The 18,464-nt window shown below is 34.6% G+C and carries 8 protein-coding genes; all 8 read right to left on the bottom strand.

All coding sequences use genetic code 11. The features are described from left to right. Positions 1-10 precede the first annotated feature (10 nt). Positions 11-6,928, bottom strand: a complete 6,918-nt coding sequence (locus STERM_RS10490; protein WP_012861581.1) for an autotransporter domain-containing protein — start codon at positions 6,926-6,928, stop codon at positions 11-13. Positions 6,929-7,194: 266 nt separating this feature from the next. Next, on the bottom strand, positions 7,195-8,151 hold the full coding sequence (locus STERM_RS10485; RefSeq protein ID WP_012861580.1) for an MlaA family lipoprotein: 957 nt from the start codon (positions 8,149-8,151) through the stop codon (positions 7,195-7,197). Positions 8,152-8,153: 2 nt separating this feature from the next. Further along, a complete protein-coding gene (locus tag STERM_RS10480; protein WP_012861579.1) occupies positions 8,154-9,452 on the bottom strand; it encodes a hypothetical protein in 1,299 nt (432 codons plus the stop codon). A gap of 142 nt (positions 9,453-9,594) precedes the next feature. Next, positions 9,595-13,122: a chromosome segregation protein SMC gene (gene smc / locus STERM_RS10475; protein ID WP_012861578.1), complete on the bottom strand. Its 3,528-nt coding sequence runs from the start codon at positions 13,120-13,122 to the stop codon at positions 9,595-9,597. A gap of 101 nt (positions 13,123-13,223) precedes the next feature. Next, positions 13,224-13,811: a hypothetical protein gene (locus STERM_RS10470; protein WP_012861577.1), complete on the bottom strand. Its 588-nt coding sequence runs from the start codon at positions 13,809-13,811 to the stop codon at positions 13,224-13,226. Between the two features lie 128 nt (positions 13,812-13,939). Continuing rightward, a complete protein-coding gene (locus STERM_RS10465; RefSeq protein WP_012861576.1) occupies positions 13,940-15,625 on the bottom strand; it encodes a L,D-transpeptidase family protein in 1,686 nt (561 codons plus the stop codon). 57 nt (positions 15,626-15,682) lie between these two features. Continuing rightward, positions 15,683-17,194: a L,D-transpeptidase family protein gene (locus STERM_RS10460; RefSeq protein ID WP_012861575.1), complete on the bottom strand. Its 1,512-nt coding sequence runs from the start codon at positions 17,192-17,194 to the stop codon at positions 15,683-15,685. Between the two features lie 231 nt (positions 17,195-17,425). Then, entirely contained in the window at positions 17,426-18,229 is an 804-nt protein-coding gene (locus STERM_RS10455) for a MetQ/NlpA family ABC transporter substrate-binding protein (protein WP_012861574.1), read from the bottom strand. Positions 18,230-18,464: the final 235 nt, after the last annotated feature.

The following is an 18,464-nucleotide window of genomic DNA, read 5'->3' as shown; positions in this document are numbered from 1 at the left end:
TTTTATCATTTTAAAATACTGCTTTTAATGTTAATCCTGCTCTGTAATCATCCTGACTGTCATTCCCTTTAGCATATTCACCTGTAAGGAATATTCCGTATCTGTCTTCTACTTCCACACCAATAGAAGCTTTTGTTCTGAATGTTCCTTTTTCTTCCTCAGGATTTGACAGCTTATGATAATCATTTTCTACAGCTGCGAGTCTTGCCTTTTCCCGTTCATTCAAATCTGCAAGCTCGTACTCATAAGCTACATCCAGTGATCCTTTCAGCTGCCAGCTGTTCTTGTTTCCAAGCGGTACAGCTCCTTTCAGCTCTACTCCTGCTCTTGGTTTTGCACTCCATGCGTCATTTCCTTCTACTTCAAGTCTTTCAAGACCGCTTTCTTCAAATGAAGGTCTTGTTACGTACATTGCTCTGAAAGCACCGTACGGAGTTATGCTGACTTGTTTTCCTATTTCAAACTCTTTTCCCAGTATATTGTCTGAGGTTACAGAGTATGTTTCATATGATCCGTTCATTTCCGATCTTTTATTCGGAGAAGGCCAGTCTATATTTCTGTCTATATTATGGATACTTACTCTTCCTGTAAGATCATTTCTTACTTTCCATCCGCCGGCATTATATTTATTATGCACTCCGAGCTGAACCGTATCTACCCATTCTTCACTTTCATTTCCGTCACTGAACTCAAATCCTGTATGTAAATAACCCAGTGAATATCCAAATGTATGTCTGTAGGTTCTTTCTACTTCACGCAGGGCAAGTACACCTGTTGTTGTATAATCATATCCTACTACTCCGTCTGTACCGTCTTTATGTTTTCCTTTTCCGGCTATTACATTTATCTTTACATTTTCTTTTGTATTATTTACAGAATTTGACAATAGATCCAGTGAATTTTCAAAAGCTCTGGCAATATCTTCCTCTCTCTGATTGATATTCGCATACACATTTCCTGCAAGACTTGCCATTACATCTCTAAAATCTTTTTCTGTAGTTATATAGTCAATCTTATCATATATTTTCAGTCCGTCACCTGTAGAAGAAGCATAATTCTCATTTAGAACACGTCCAAAATCTTCATACCACAAACCATCTGTAAAATCAGTATAAGATTTTCTTGTCATTACCATGTTACTTCCCTGAGCTGTTGCATCCCATGTTAAGGATTGAGAGATATATTCTCCTCTTCCTGATTGTCCCATGAAGATATTTTCCAGTATATATCTGTCTGCTGATGTTCCCTGTGAAAAATCAGGAGTTATCTCAAATTTATCCGGTATTGTACCGCCAAATCCAACTTGATTTGATGAATTTGTAGTAGGTGTATTTGTAGAAGGGTCTACTTTTACTATTACCTTAACCCCGTCATAATTAAAGTTACTTCCCAATTCGATATTTATTACTCCCGAATTAATCAGTGTAGGCATTTCCGGAAGCTCGTAATATTTTGAAGTGGAACCTGTTGTTGTCCCGGTTGTATCATGAATGTTATTTATGTTTATATTTGGTGTATATCCGATTCCCAGTCCTGTTCCGCTTATTATTATATTTCCTTCATTTCTTACTACTGTGTTTTCTCCTGACATATAAATACCGTATACGTTATTTCCGTTTACTTTGATTGTCCCTTTGTTCAGAAGTTCTGCACCGTTTCTTACTGCTATACCTATGACATTTTCCCCTGTCATATCTATTGTCCCGTAGTTTTCTATTTTTGTATTATCTGCAAATATTCCTATTGAATTATCGCCAGTTCCTATGATATTTCCGTGATTTACCGAACTGCTTTGTGCATCTTTAACGTATATTCCTATTCCGTCTTTTCCTACTTTTACTGACGCAGAAGAGTCATTTTGTACACTTGATCCTTCCCCGTATATTCCTACAGAATATCCGCTCTTATATTTCTGTCCGTATTGATCAGTCAGCTCTATAAGATTTGAGTCACCCAGTAATATATCAGATGTGTTTCTTATGCTTCCTTCTGAAACCAGATTGCCAAGACTGTCATAAATACCCTTTCCAAATATTCCGATATTTGCTACTCCGGTATCGCCTTTTATCTGTGCATTATTTACTACTGCTCCGGCCTGTTCCACATAATAGGCCACATTATTTGACCCGTTCATTGTTATATTTGCATTGTTTGTTATCAGACCTCCGGTTTTGGAATAAACAAATACACTGTTACTATCCATAGCTGCAGCCGCATTATTTGTAAAATCGGGCGCAATAGTTCCTGTGAATACAAAACCATAAGCATTATTAGTGTCTGTACCGCTTCCCATATTAAAGACAGTATTATTTACTATTGGAGAAGTTAAATCAGAAGCGTATACTCCTATAGAACCATTTCCGCCGGTAGTTATCGTTCCGCCAGCCATATTTAAAGAACCGCCTCGTACATATATTGCAGTCCCGCCGCTGCCTGTGCTCATATTTCCGCTGTTTGTTACTGCTGCATCCTGTGAAAATATTCCGATTGTATTATCTCCGCCTGTTATTGTTCCTGCGTTAATTATAGTATCTCCCGCTGTCTGACTGAAAATTCCCACTCCCGGCTCATCTTGAGATACTGAATTCCCGATATTTATAATTCCTGTTCCGGAATTGGTAACAGTTTTTGCTGTTCCGCCGGATGTATAAATACCGATTGTACTGTTTCCTGATAAATTTATAAGCCCGTCATTTTCTATAGAAGAAGATATATTATTACCGAAAATTCCTATTGAAGATTCTCCGTCACTTTCTATTTTCCCTGTTAATGTATTGCTTATTTTATCTCCGTCTTTCATATATATTCCCTGAGACTTAGCACCCAGATTTATCTGCCCGCTGTTTACTGCTGTAGAACCAGCTCCTGATGTAGATATTGCCGCAGATCCTGTTCCCATTGTTATTGTACCTTTATTGCTTAATCTTGAACTATTTTTACCGTAAATACCTATGGAACTATCTCCCAAAGCTATTGTTCCGGCATTTTCCCCGTCTGTATTTAAAGACATTGTAGGGAAAGACACAGCACTTCCATACTGTCCGTCTAATGCCATCGCAGCTGTATTCACTGCTCCCGGAGCTGCTGTTATAACAGAACCGTTTAGATATATAGCAGAATTTATACCTGCCATCATAGTCCCGTTGTTACCCAATGTTGTATTTCCAGTATATTCTATTTCTCCACCAGTAATATTCCCGATAGAATAAGTAGAACCAGATGTAACTGTACCAAGCGTAAAATTATTAGTTATTGTTACACCGCTTGAAACTATGTTAAAAAGCACTGCATTTTGTCCGTCTATATTTATATTTCCAGTTCCTGTAAAGCTTGAAGGCGAATCCAGATATAATCCAAGTGCATTATCTCCAAACAGATTTATTGTCGTTCCATTCAAAGTAACATCACTGTCTTTGGCATAAAATGCAATTCCATTTTTCCCTACAGTTATCGTAGAAGCATTATCTGTAACAGTTCCTTTGTCAACATAAACACCTACTGCATTTTCAGAATCCTTCAAATTTATTACTCCGTTGTCCAGATCCAGCTTTATATCTGATTTAGCAGCTCCGGAATTATTACTAAGAAATATTCCCACAGCTCCTGACCCGGTTCCAGATTTTATTAATCCGCTGTTTTTGATATCAAGCTTTCCATCACCAAATGATTGTGCAGTTCCCTGTTTATATCCTTCAGCAAATATTCCTGTTCCGCTCTTTCCTATCGTAATCTCCGAACCGGCTTGATTTTCTACCTTTGCACCGTTTACAGCATATATTCCTATTGAATTATCACCGCTTGCAGTTATTTTAGCATTATTCTTATTGTATATTTCTCCAAAACTAGAATACATTCCGACAGAATTTGCTCCGCCAAGGCTTATAACACCTCCGTCATTTGTAAGAGTAACCATATTTCTTGCAAGAGGAGTTCCCGATGCATCCAGTCCATTTTCCTGTGCTATTGCTACATTGCCTGCTAAATTCCCTGTTATTGATTTTCCGTTATTTGTTATACTTGAAGTCGCAATCTCAAGGGCATTGTATGCATCAGAAGCAGAATCCAGATCTATATTCTGATCAATTCCCAATGAGCTTTTATACATCATATAAGTTTTATAATCAGTTGATGTGGGAGTAAAATTAATTCCCAAAGATCCTACCGCTCCGGCAGCAGAGCTCAGATCCACTGCTACATTATCCAGAATAAACAGTCTTGATCCGCTTTCCATATCAAGCGTCAGCTGTCCCTGTGTATTATTAAGCATATTTTTTATATAATTTTCAATTGCCGTAGCATTAATACTTCCGCCTGTTCCCTGATAATAGAATGCCGTCCCTCTGTCACCGGCATTTGTTCCGCCTTTTATACGGGCTGTTACATTATTCAAATCAAATTTACCGTTACTTTCACTATAAAATAATAATGATTTCTGTCCTGTTTCCAGAAAAGTATCAGTAAGTTTGATTGATGCAGTGCTTCCTTTTGAATATAAATTAAATGCTCCGTTGGAAGTCTTGATATTTCCGTTTGTTATATCAGCAATACCGTCATTTGTAAAAATAGCAGTAGATTCTTTATCAGCTACATCGACATTAAGAGTACTTCCTGTTCCTGAAGATTCAAATTTCGAATACTGTCCGTTTACTATTACTCCAACAGATCCTACTGTTTTATTAAGCACGCTGTCATAATAGCTTCCTCCTGAAACAGACATTTCACCGCTGTTAACAATTGATGCTCCTGTCGCAGAGCTCGTTCCTGCTTTATCTACAACTATACCTTTTGAAGCATCACCGCTGACATTAAGTTTTCCGGCAAATTCTATTTTTCCTCCGCCATTGCTCGGTGTAGTAGAAAAATCTCCTGCATAAATACCTGTCTGTCTTACACCGTTTAATGCATTTACAGTTATATCTCCGTCTGTTACCAGCTTTGCCGTTTTTCCTATTGCTGCTAAAAGTACGTTTTCTATTCCTCCGTCACTTTCTATAAGCTGGTTTTTACCTGAATTATTTATACTGTTACCGTCGCCTAATGTTAATGTCCCGTCCTCTACTCTTACAAGATAACTCTTTTTAGAGTAAGAATCTGCTTTTATAAGATAATCATCAAGCGTTACAAGTGTATTTGCGCCGCCTGCAGTTAATTTATAATATAATCCTGTTGATTCTTCTACCAATGAAGGGTCATATCCGATTCCTGCATTTCCGGAATATGAATTTCCTTCACCACCGATTTTCAGGTTTATTTTACTCTGGGCACCGTTTATTGGTCTTTCCAAATCTATACCTATAGACTGGTCACCCAGTATTTCTATTGGTGTGTCAAATACAATTCTCCCCGGTTTTGCCAAACCTGCAGACGGACTGTAACCGGTATATGCTCCGGCAGTATAAACACCCACATTTTTCAGACCGTACATTTTTATCGAACCTGAATTAAAAAAGCTGGCACTATGTACTCTGTCATAATTGCTTCCTATGTTATATACAATACTTTCAGGTGCTCTCAGTTCTATTTTACCGCTTGCAGTATTATCAAAAATCTGTTCTCTTCCCGGCGTATTCCCAGATTCCAAAAATGCAAATACGGTTTGTCTCATAGAAGTATAGCCGCTTGTTGTCAGATCATTTAACCCTGTTATTTCTCCTTTATTTGCAAAAACTGAAACAGGTGTATCGCCGGAATAAGTATGTCCCTGCTGATTTACCGCAAGTACGTCTCTTCCCACCAGATTCATTTTTCCTTCATTTACTACATATTGAAAAAACGTTGAATTTGTATTTGGAACATATTTTGTAAATTCAGTTTTTTCAGCTGCGCTTATTCTTCCATTTGTTTCAAGCCAATCAAGTGTCGAAGCCTGTTCTCCATGTGCATCATAATGAAGAATATGCTGCGATAATGAAAGTGCACTGTTATCTCCTTCAAGTGTGAATGTTACTCCGGCACCCAGTCTTACTACCGGTGCTCCTACTATTCTATAGAATCCCTGCATTGATACGCCTGATTGCGTTATCAATGAAGACGGAAGAGCTGCTGAAGTATACGCACCAGGAACCGTCGAGCTTCCGGGACTTAGTCTTTGTCCGGATAAACTTATTGTTCCCGTTGCATTGTTCATAGTATAGCTGTAATTTTGAAAAGCAGTGGCTCTTATATTAATATCTCCCGTTATCATATCCCACTGACTTATTACTGCGTGACTGGAACCGCCCTGATAAAAATAAGCTCCGTCCGAATTTCCTCCTCCTGCACCTTTTACTGTAATAACAGGTACTGAAGTAAGAGTCGGTGATTCTACTTCCGGTGTAATAGGCTGAAAAATCAGCGTATTTACAACAGGTACATTTGCACTCTGAGGTGGCGTCACATTAAAAATTCCCGGACTTACATTTATTTCAGCAGGAGCTACAGGATTCAGAGCTGAAGGATCTCTTGTAATCCCTTTTATCGGTATGGAAACACCCAGATCTATTTCTTTACCGGTTTGCAGCGGCTGATATGGTTTTCCGATCACACTCTGCTCTATACCTGTTACTACATACTCCCCGTCTGCATTATAGTAGCCTGACGTCCCGTATTCTACTTTAGAATGGTACCGGGCATTTTCACTAGTGTTATCATTATTTTCATTTTCATGATAGAACCCGCTGAAAAATATCTGCCATTCAAGATATTCCGGCTTTACTATATAGTCACTCTGAAGATACAGATCTTTTAATTCTTTATTTCTTTTATTCAATACTTTTTCTATAAGTTTATAATTATTATTGTTTGATTTTCCTGCTTTTATATTTTTTACCATATTGTTATACAATCTGTCATATTTTATACCAGATGCAGATTGTCCGGCATTTACATATGCCGGCAGCAATGCATTCATAGCTGCAAATGAAACTAATAATTTTTTATTTTTATTCATAATCTTTCTCCTGATAATTTTTTTCAATTATACTATCCTTTTATTTCTAAATACTTTAATTCTTTTCACACCTACTTTCTTATGTGTTTTAGATAATAATAGATATACCATATTTTACTAAACTTAAAGAAAAAAGTCAATGTTATATAAAAATTATTATATACTGATAAAATTTTCAATATTGTTAGTATTATAAAAAAATGTATCTCTATTTGTTAGAATTGTCTAACCTTTGAGATACACTTCATTTTATTTTTATTGTATTTTTATTTTCCTATTTGCAGCTGTCTGTAATTATATATAAAAGCTCTTGCCAGATCATATTCAAACGGGGAATTCATATCACCATATTTGAACTTTACCATTGCACGTGCATTTAGCCCTTGTGCTGTAGTCTTAGTTGGGAAAAATATATTTTTTTCTATTCCTATTTCATAAATTGTGCTGTCAAAAATTTCATTCTGTATTTCTCCGGAAACATAACCATCTACCAGCATTCCTACTCCATCTCTTACTGTTGTCGGCCCTGTAAGAGGTACTACCAGATAAGAACCCGGATTTACGCCGTATACTCCCAAAGTTTCTCCGAATGTTTCAGGATCATTTTTTAGTCCTGCATGTTTAGCAACATCAAATATTCCGCCGATACCTATTGTACTGTTTATAGCAAAACGCCCTATTGAATTTAGTGCTTTATCCGGTCTCAGCTGCAATATTGAATTAAATGTAGTCGTTATTTCTCCCAGATTTACAAAGAAATTATTTATTCCCACTCTGATAGGCTTCGGAACAAAGGCAGTATATACGCTGGTAATCGGTATATATACATAACGGTCTACTTCTGTATTAAAGGCGTACATTCTTCTGTTAAACGGTTCCAGACTGTCTTCTATATCTGTAAATTTGAATACCTTGTCCGCTATTATATAATCTTCATCAGGATATTTTATATTACTTGCCAGAATTCCGAAATCATCCTTTGGAATTACTACATAGTTTTCTATCTTTTCTACTTTTCCTTCATCAATGATCAAATCCGGTTCAGTTTCTTCATTAACAAAATATTTGTCGGAATTTGGAATTTCTATTTCATCTGTAAATTCTTCATATATATTATTCTTATTAAATTCTACCTCTATCTGATCAGTATGGCTGCTGGAAAAAGCAGTATTCAAACCCATTGCTGCTGATAAAAGACAGCCTACCAACATAAATTTCTTCATTACTACTCCTCCTTTAACTTTTCCAGTAATATTTTATCAACATCTTCATGCCATAATATTCCGGTATGTCCTCCATACGGAAAAAATACCCTGTTTTTAAAAGTTCTTCTTATATAAGCAATATCAGCTTGATCTATCAGTATATCATCCAGTGATGTAACAAAAATAATATCTTCATTATGTGTTCTTATGAACTCTTCACTGTTTTTCATGGAAAATGTCATGAGAAAATCATTGTAACTTCCGCTGAACTTTCCATTTTTTACTAAATACGGATATAATATCTCTGAAGCATATTCATCATATGATATTGATAAACCATCCAGAAAATAATTAGTTACACTGTCAAACCTTGCAGGAACTTTCCCCGGTTTTACCAATCTTCCTCCGCCGTTAAACACATCACCGGTAAATGTAAGATTGGCTGAATAAACTCTGAACAGAAGCCCTGTAAGTATTCCTAAATCTCTGTCAGATAAATCCAGACCTTTCATTAATTCAGGAAGATTGTTCATATCAAAATTAGCCAGCTTTATATCTTTACTCTTTAGCATTTTTTGAAATATAGAATCAAAATATTTCTCTATTCCTTCAGCATCATATATTCCGTTTTTCACAAGGTATCCGTCCAAAATCTGTGAAGCCTTAAATATGTCTGTAGGACTGCTTAACAGCAATGATTTTTTAATTCCTATTTTTTTCTGTTCACTGTCGTATTCATGAAGAAGCAAAGACTGAAAGCCTCCAAGACTGTATCCTGTAACATATACATCAGATACCTTCATAGTACCGGAATACTTTGAAATAATCCCCTGCAGTATGCTATATACATCCTTTATATCATCTTTAAGATAGCCCGAATAGTTATTCTGCCCCTGACTTACTATAAAAGGCAGCGTACTTGTAGAGCTTATGGCAATTACATTATATCCGTTGTCATTGAACATCATTCCCAGATACATCGACAGAGAGCTGTCATATGTAGATCCTGTTCCTGATATGATTATCATCAGAGGAGCTTCTTCTTTCTGTATCCAGATATTATAATCATAATTTGTCCATTTTCTCAATATTTCAGGCATATTCTCCCTTGTTGCTTTCACATGATCCTTTTTAGGCAGCTTTGTTTTATTAAATTTATACCAGTCTTTTGACGGTGTTCCAAAAACAGTTGCCATGAGAGGACTGTCTTTATATGGGTAATTCTTAGCTACTTCATATACATCATCATTTTCAGCACTGAATGAAATGACAGAAAATATAAACACCATTACTGTCAAAATCAGTTTTTTTAACTTCATACTCTAACTCCTTATATATCTATTTTTTATTTCCTGAAATTAATTTACATTATATCATTTTTTTTTATATTCTAAAATAAAAAATGATTAAACTATAAAATATTCTATATCTGTATCTTGGCGGCAGATAAATAATAAATATTTATATATCCACGCTTACTATTCTAGATTCCCCTATTTCCTTATTCATAGTTACTCCGTAAAGTCTGTGGGATCCTTTCATTGTTTCTTTATTATGTGTAATAAGAATAAACTGAGATTTATTTGTAAACTCATTAAGAAGTTTCACTATCTTTTTAGTATTAGCATCATCAAGTGCTGCTTCTATCTCATCAAAAAACGTAAACGGACTAGGCTTAAATATAAATATTGCCATAATGAATGAGACCGCAAGCATTGATTTTTCCCCGCCGGATAATAACAGCAAAGTCTGCTCCGGTTTATTTTTATATTTTACACTTAATTCCAGACCGGTTTCGAGCAGATTTTCCTCATCCAGAATTTTTATTTCCCCTTTGGCATTATTAAGTATTTCCTTACACATATAAACAAAGTTGCTGTTTATTTCTTTTAGAGCATATGAAAATTTTTCGGTTATCTCACCTTCTATATCCTTTATAAGCGTGAAGAGTGACTCCCTGCTTTTCAAAAGATCCTCTTTCTGTTCATATAATAATCTGTATCGTTCCTCTTCTTTTTCATATTCTTCTATAGAAGCTAGATTTACAGGTCCTATATCCATTCTTGACTTTTCATTAACCGACATTTTTCTTCTTGTAGCTGCCAGGATATTATCATCGGATATTTCCTCATACTCTTCATCATTAATTTCCTCTGACTGCATTTCTTCATATTCCTGCCCGAGATATTCCAGTTCCTTGGTTAATTTTGTAAAATTTTCTACATATTTTACGTGCTCGTTTTTATTCAGAATGATTTTTGTTTCTACATCCTTTACCTTACTTATCAACTCTTTTTCGCCTGATTCCAGTTTTCTTATTTCCAGCTCAAGCTCCTTTATCTCTTCAAGAAGCTTTGAATTCTCCTTATCTTTTTTATTAATAGTATCCAGTATCTCTTTATTTTTTACGCTCAACTCTTCTTTCAGATTTCTGTTTTCAGAAAAGAAAGAGTCCAGTTCCAGCTTCTCATTCTTCAGTCTTTCGTATTCACTGCTGATTTCTTCATATCGCGCCTTATAATTCATAAATTTTTCATTTAATATGGCACTTTCTATGGATATTTCATTAAGCTTAGCAGTAAGCTCCCCTGTATCTTTTATTTTTTCCTTTTTTTCAGCTGTTTCAATAATAAGCTTATTATTATTTTCAATATTAAGATCAATCTGTGAAATTATTTTTTTATTTTCTTCGATTTTCAAAATTTGTTTTTCTATAAACTCTTTATTATCATTTTCTTCAAAATTAACAGTGTCCAGTTCTCTCTTGCTTCTGCTGTATTCAGATTTTGCACTTTCAAATTCGTTGTTAAAATCTCTGTTGCTGCTTTCCAAATCCTGAAGAATAATTCTTTCTTCCTGTATATGTTCAGCTGTCTTTTTTTCAAGGATTTCTGCCTTTTCTATTTCTGCTGTACACAGCTCTGTTTCTTTTATTAAGCTTTCAAGTGAGCTGTTTATTTCTCCAAGTTCTTTTTTTCTTTCAAAAAGCTCGTCTTTACCTTTAGTTTTAAAACCGCCGCTTATTCTTCCCCTTGAAGTTATCAGTTCACCGTCTACAGTAATAATCCTGTCATTAAAACCATTTTTCAGTATTTTCAGTCCGCTGTCCAGATCCTTTACCAGAATAGCATTGCCAAATACAAAAAAAGCTGCCTTTTCTATCTTTTTATCATAACTGACTATATCTCTTACAAACCCGACTATATTTTCTCCGGCAGGAAGTTTGTCTATAAATCTTCCGGTTTTTATAGTTTCCAGCGGAAGAAAAGATGCCCTTCCTATTTTTTCATTCTTTAATATTTCTATACACTTTTTGGCAGTGCCGTCATTATCCGTAACTATATCCTGAAAATTACTTCCCGATAATATCTGCACAGCATAATGGTATTCTTCCGGTATTGTTATTAAATTGGCAAATGCACCCAAAACACCGTCAATTTTTTTATTTAATATCAGCTTTATTGATCTGCCGAATGTTTCATTATTTTCTATAATATTTTCTATGGCTCTTTTTTTAGTTGACAAATTTGTATTTTTATAATTCAGCTCATTAAGCTTTTTTAGTATAAGGTCCTTATTTTTTTGTATTTCCTGAAGCTTTTCACTGTTTATCTTAAGCTTTTGTTTTTTTTCTTCAAGATTTTCACTGTTTTTGGAAGAAGCTTCCTCATACTTTTTTATTGTTGCACTTATTTTATCAAAATCTTCAAGTATTTTTTCTTTTTCTTTTAAAATAGAGTTTACCCTTGCTTTGGCGAGATTTATCCTTTTTTCCAGATCTTCAAGCTCGCCATTCAGTTTTATCTTTTCTATTTCAGAATTTCTATTTTCACTGCTCAGGCTTTCAAGAGTTTTTTCAATTGCAAGGCTTTCTTCCTTTATAGATTCCAGTTCTTTCTCAAGGTTATTTTTATCGTTATTTTTTTCATCAAATACTTTTTTTATCTCATCAAGCTCTTTTTTACTATTTTCAAGTACCAGATTTTTTTCTTTTAATTCATTTTCTATATTGTCTTTTCTTTTACCTTTTTCCTGGAATTCCACCTCAAGATTAGATGACCTGTTATTAATTTCGGAAATCTTATTTTTCAATATTTCCAATTCTTTGAATATCTCCATATTAGCATCTTTTTTTTCCTGAAGCCTTGTATAAGAATTTTCCCTGTATTGGTTTATTTCTCTTAATTCCGCCTCTTTTACAGAAAATTCGTTTTCTACTTCTTTTATTTTTTCATTTAATGCTTCGATTTTATCTTTCATATCTTTTTTATCGATATTTTTCTGATTTATGTTATAGTTTACAGTCATCAGCTTCAAAGTATTTATCTTTCTTGTAAGTGCTTTATAAAGCTTTGCTTTATCACTCTGTTCCTTTAATATGCTTACTCTTGAGGCAAGATCATTTTCCACATATTCTATTTTCTCCACTTCACTCTGAATATCATTCAGCTTTTTTACGGATTCTTCTTTTTCTGTTTTGGCTCTTTTTACACCTGCTGCCTCTTCTATGAGCTCTTTTAATTCTTTGGGAGTGGAGCTGATAATCTTTTCTACTCTTCCCTGCCCTATGATGGAATAAGCCTGCTTTCCTATTCCGGTATCCATAAACAGATTATTTATATCTTTCAGACGAATTTTTCTGTTATTTATTAGATATTCATTTTCTCCGCTTCTATATATTCTTCTGGTAATTTTCAGATCTGTAAAATCTATATCGAGATATCTGTCGCTGTTATCTATGATAAGACTTACTTCCGCCACTGATTTGGCTTTCCTGTTTTTCCCGCCGGAAAATATAACATCTGAACTGTCCTTTGCCCTTATGCTCTTATAGCTCTGTTCCCCCAGCACCCAAAGAATTGCATCAAGAATATTACTCTTCCCGCTCCCGTTAGGTCCGACTATTGATGTAATACCGTTAGTAAAGTCTATTACAGTCTTTTCGGCAAATGATTTAAAACCGTTCAGCTCTAATGCTTTTAAATACATCTTTCCTCCGATTGTAGATTTATTATAATATTATATCATAAATATAGAAAATATATAAATAAAAATGAGCATAATCTATTATGCCCATATCTGTAATCCGTCTATTTCAGCAGAAGTTTGCCGATTATTCTGTTATCTGCAATAAAATCAAGATACTTCGGTTCCCCCTTTATTCTATAATTTAACTTCACTTCACGGCTTGTTCCGGCAGGGATAACCTCAATTTCATATGAATCCTTCATGGAACCTACTTCACCTGTAGCCAGATAATCCGTAGTATTTTTATAAAGCACGCCCTCCTCTGTTTCTACCTGCAAATGAGAAGGTTTGATATTTACTAAAGGATTTTCACCGCCATTTTTTATTTTCACAGTTAACAGATAAAATTTTTCGTCTTCATTAAGTCTGCTTTCCATCTCTTCCTTTACATAAGGATTACTCTCTTTGCTCTTTCTTTCTACTGCACTTATTACATATATTTCTTCTTCTTCAGTCTCCGATTTGAAAGTTATTGTTAATTCTCCGCCTTTTTCTGTGATTTCCGGCTCCTCTTTTTTTTCTTTTTCAGCTGATACAGTATTATCTGTCTCTCCCTTTTTAATAACTTCCTCTTTTTTGGGAAAATTATTTGTAGATTTGTTACAAGATATTAATAATGCTAATAAAACCAATATCAAAATATTTTTCATTTTATACTCCTCCATATTAAAATCTCAAATAAAAATACTGCATCAAAACATATTTATTTAAAAATACAAAATTATTGTTATTTTATCATAATTTCTGTTTATCAGCAGTATTATATTTTAGTATTTTTTTACATTACTATTACCAAAGTCGGCTCTTTAGGAGCTCTGTATCCGTTTTTATCCCCCGGAGTAGAATTCCCAAGCCAGTCATAAATAAATTTTATCTGATCATCATAGTGTCTTACACACTTGTGTGATTCTCTGTATGTTCCTATTTTTTTTGCAGTTGTTGCTTTTCTTGCATCTCTGTTTGGTCCGTAAGAAGCAGGAATCCCGTGAAGATATCCTCCTCCGCTGAATCTCACCGCATATGCAGCTTCTCCGTCTATTACCACATCTGTTCTCCCGGCAATCTTTTTACTATCCTCTACCTGCTCATTTGATCTGGCTCTTCTTGTATAAACCATCACAGGTTTTGAATATGCAACAAGAAAATCACCGTACGGCGTTGCATATGAAGAAGCTCCGTCATCCTTTCCTGTAGTAACAAAAGAGTAAGTTATTACATTCCACTTTCCGTCTGTTTTTTCCATTACTGCTTCATTTTCACTTTCGGAATCCACTATTATAAAACGGTTTATTTCAGCAGTAATATTGGCATTTTTCAGCTTTGTCTTATTGGAAGAGCTTATATAATACGGTCCTCCGTATGCCAATGTCTCCACCTTTATGAAGCCGCCGCTCTCATCAAGTATTTTTAGTATAGACCTGTCGGGAATATTTATGAATTCCTTTGAGTTAGGTGCTGTATAGCCTCTTATACTCTGATTTTCCCTGTTTCCGAATTTATCTTTAGGGGTATTTACATCTTTGCTTAGGGCTACATACTGATCTACCACGTATATATCCTTTTTTTCACTAAAGGCCTGATTCAGAAATTTATTTGTCTTATCTATTCTGTTTGCCATTTCATTCCAGTTAAATTCTCTTTTTAGTACACCGTCTGCATATACATATCCGATTCTTTTATCCGAAAGCTCTACCTCATACCAGTCATATTCGCTGTTAACACTGTTTCTGTCCAGTTTTCTCAGAACTTTTATTTTCTCGGGATATTTTGCATTAATAATAATTTCTGACTGATAATTTGGTGCCTTTCTTATTTTTACATCAGATTTTACAAAAACAAAATTATCCAGATCCTTAGGTGCATTTTTATTGTATTTTAGATTAAAGGTCATGTTATCAGGCTTTTTATCACTGTATTGTTCCAGTACCTTATATCCTGTTTCTCCGGGTGTTTCAGCTGTTTGTGTATTTTCAGGCTGTTTCTCCGGATTTTCTGCCGGGACTGTTTCCGGTTTTTTAGGTGTTTCTTCTGGTTTCTTTGTATTTTCTTCCGGTTTCTTTACAGTTTCCTCGGGTTTTTTCACTGGAGTCTGAGTGGCTGATGTTGTCTTCTTGCCAGCTTTATATTCAAAATAATTGGCGATAAAGTCATTTGTAAATTTACCAAATTCACTTCCAAATGTATCTGTAGGAAATACTTTTTCAGTTTGATAATCTTTTTTATATGTGTCATTTCCCTGATTTATATATGAAACATAATTGGTAACTACATTAGTAGATACTACTTTGTAATATATTAAAAGTATATCTGCCTGTCCGTCCTGATTTAAGTCAATTTTCTTTTCATTAAGGCTCCATCCGTCCAGTTCCATCTTAGAGCCGTTATATTTGTCCGGTACTTTCAGTAATTCTGAAAATATCATAAGAGAAAACAGCATAAAAAGAACAGCAATTTTTCTTTTCACGGTTATACCTCCTTACTTCTACCCTGTATCTGGATTTTCATAAGTCAGGGCAGTATTTTATAATACAATTACAACTGTAGGCGTAACTGGTTTTCTATGACCTCTTTCATCATTCGGAGAAGCATCTCCCAGCCAGTCATATACGAATTTTATCTGATCGTCGTAATGTCTTACGCATTTATGTGATTCCTTATAAGTTCCGATTTTTTGTCCTGTATAAGCTTTTTTGGCTGCTGTCCCGCCGCCGTACGTTGCAGGAATACCATGAAGATATCCTCCTCCGCTGAATCTTACCGCGTAGAGTGCTTCGCCTGATATTACAAGATCGTCTCTTGAAGCTACCTTTAAGTGTTTTGCTACTTCTGTCTCGTCTTTTTTTCTGTTTCTTGTATACTGCATTACAGGCTTGCTGTATGCCACCAAAAATGCACCATGCGGTGTTTCATAAGATGAGTATCCGTTATCTTTTCCCGTTGTAACAAAAGAATATGTTATTACATTCCACTTATCATCAGCTTTCTCCACTATAACTTCTGACTGGCTGTCAGGATCTATTACGATAAAATGCTTGATTATATCCTTAAGCTCTGTTTCCTCTGCTATAGTATTCGGGTTTGCCTTGATATAATAAGGACCGCCGTAAAACGGAGTTTCGATTTCATAAAAACCGTCTTTTTCAGAAATTATTCTGAATATTGTCCTGTCGGGTATATTAATATACTCTTTTGAATCCGGGCTGATAAATCCTTTTACACTTTGGTTGGGACGGTTATTAAATTTATCTTTTTCACCGTAGTAATCCCTCGAAAGAGGTGCATAAGCACTTATTGTATATAGCTTCTGTTCTTTTTTTAGTGTTTCGCTGATAAAATCATTTACTATATCCATTTTATCAACCATTGCACTCCATTTGAAATTTCTCTTCTCTACATTTTCCGAAACAGGAATGTATCCTTTTTTACCGTCAGCAAGTATTACTTCATACCATTCACCGTTGATATTTGATTTTATCAAAGATGTAGTTTTTATTTTCTGAGGATATTTTACTGTCTCGATAACCTCTGATGTAAGAACCGGTTCTGAATTAACATCGACTGTTTTCTTTATGAATAAGAAATCGTCAAATTTTGGTGCATTTTTATCATATTTCAGTTCAAACTTCATTTCTTCTGGCTTGTAAGTATCAAAGACCTCTATCTCCCTTGTCTCGTTTTCGGATAATCCGTCAGTATTGCCATTTACAGTAGCTGTCAGATTATTTTTATAAGTATCAAGCTCTTTAATAAAATCATAGCTGTATTTAAAGTTTTTTTCCGACTGTAATATGAGTTTATATTCGCTTCCTTTTTGTTCGTAAACATTGAAAAATGTATCCATACTGTTATCATCAGTATTTCTGTAATAAACTGCCATTTTAGCAGGCTTTCCGTCTTTCAGTGTTATATCGCTTTCCAGTAATTCATAACCATCTATTTTCATTTCTTTATTTTTGTATATTTGCGGTGCTTCGAACCCGTATGAAAATACCGAAATAATTAATGAACATAGTAATATTTTTAAGTTCTTCAAGTTATAAAACTCCCTTTCTATAAAATTTGCACCTATATTTTATCAAATTTTTCAGCAAAAATCAATGATCTCAAATTTAATAATTTGTACCTGAACTCAATTATTTGCATAATTTCCAAACGACAAAATATGTATATACAAAAAATATGAAATAAAGAAAGCCTCTTTTTTGAAGAGGCTTTCTGTTATCATAGTTCATTTATATAATCAGAATAAATGAACTTTAAAACATTAGAATGTCGGCATTACTGAACCTTGATATTTCTCCTCGACTATTTTCTTCATTTCATCACTATGAAGTACTTTTATTAATGTCTGTATTCTTTCATCATTTTCGTTTCCTTTTAATACTGCGATAATATTAACATATGGTGAATCTTTGCTTTCTACTGCTAGACTTTCTCTTGGATTAAGCCCGTTTTTCACTGCATAGTTTCCCGGAATTACTGCTGCACCCACTTCTTTTAATCTTATTGCTATCTGATCCGCTGTTATTGTTGTTATTTTCAGATTTTTAGGATTTTCCACTATATCCTCAAGTGTAGCTACAACATTATTTGGGTCCTTTAATTTTATAATACCGTTTTTATCCAGCAGTATCAATGATCTTGCCAGATTCGTAGGATCATTTGCTATCAAAATTTCTGCTCCGTCTTCCAGCTCGCCAAGAGCCTTATATTTGTCTGAATAGAGTGCAAGCGGCGCTGTATAGCTTCTTGCCACATCCACTATATCTGTTCCGTTTTTCTCATTATAGTTATCTAAAAACGGCTTATGCTGAAATATATTTGCATCAACGGATTTTTCCGTAAGAACCTTATTCGGCATTACATAATCATTAAAAATCTCCACTTTAAGCTCTATACCTTCTTTTGCCATAAGCGGTACTGCTTCTTTCAGTATTTCACCATGAGGCTCAGGCGTAGCTGCTACCGAAAGAACTTTTTCCCCTTCAGGTTTTGCCGCTGTATCCTCTTTGTTTCCGCATGAAAGCAAAAATGCCCCCATTAGTATTCCCAGTAATATCTTTTTCATTTTTTCCTCCTGTTATAAGTATTTCATTGTATAGAATATCTTTAAATCCTTTATCTTTAGTGCAGTGTCCTGCTCACAATTAGTAAAAAAACTTTGATTAATTTATCATTCTGCACGGCAGAAATCATATAAACCAGTAACAATGCCGTAATTATTAAACATTTAGCTGATTATGACCAGAACACTACACTAGATAAAAAGTTTTAAAAAAAATCAGATAAGAATTTGGAAAACC

This window comes from Sebaldella termitidis ATCC 33386 (assembly GCF_000024405.1).
GTDB lineage: Bacteria > Fusobacteriota > Fusobacteriia > Fusobacteriales > Leptotrichiaceae > Sebaldella > Sebaldella termitidis.
This window is presented reverse-complemented; position numbering and strand designations above follow the sequence as displayed.

Excerpts from the sequence above, each read along its gene's own strand:
- STERM_RS10490 (WP_012861581.1), bottom strand. The coding sequence starts at position 6,928 with ATGAATAAAAATAAAAAATTATTAGTTTCATTTGCAGCTATGAATGCA.
- STERM_RS10485 (WP_012861580.1), bottom strand. The coding sequence starts at position 8,151 with ATGAAGAAATTTATGTTGGTAGGCTGTCTTTTATCAGCAGCAATGGGT.
- STERM_RS10480 (WP_012861579.1), bottom strand. The coding sequence starts at position 9,452 with ATGAAGTTAAAAAAACTGATTTTGACAGTAATGGTGTTTATATTTTCT.
- smc (WP_012861578.1), bottom strand. The coding sequence starts at position 13,122 with ATGTATTTAAAAGCATTAGAGCTGAACGGTTTTAAATCATTTGCCGAA.
- STERM_RS10470 (WP_012861577.1), bottom strand. The coding sequence starts at position 13,811 with ATGAAAAATATTTTGATATTGGTTTTATTAGCATTATTAATATCTTGT.
- STERM_RS10455 (WP_012861574.1), bottom strand. The coding sequence starts at position 18,229 with ATGAAAAAGATATTACTGGGAATACTAATGGGGGCATTTTTGCTTTCA.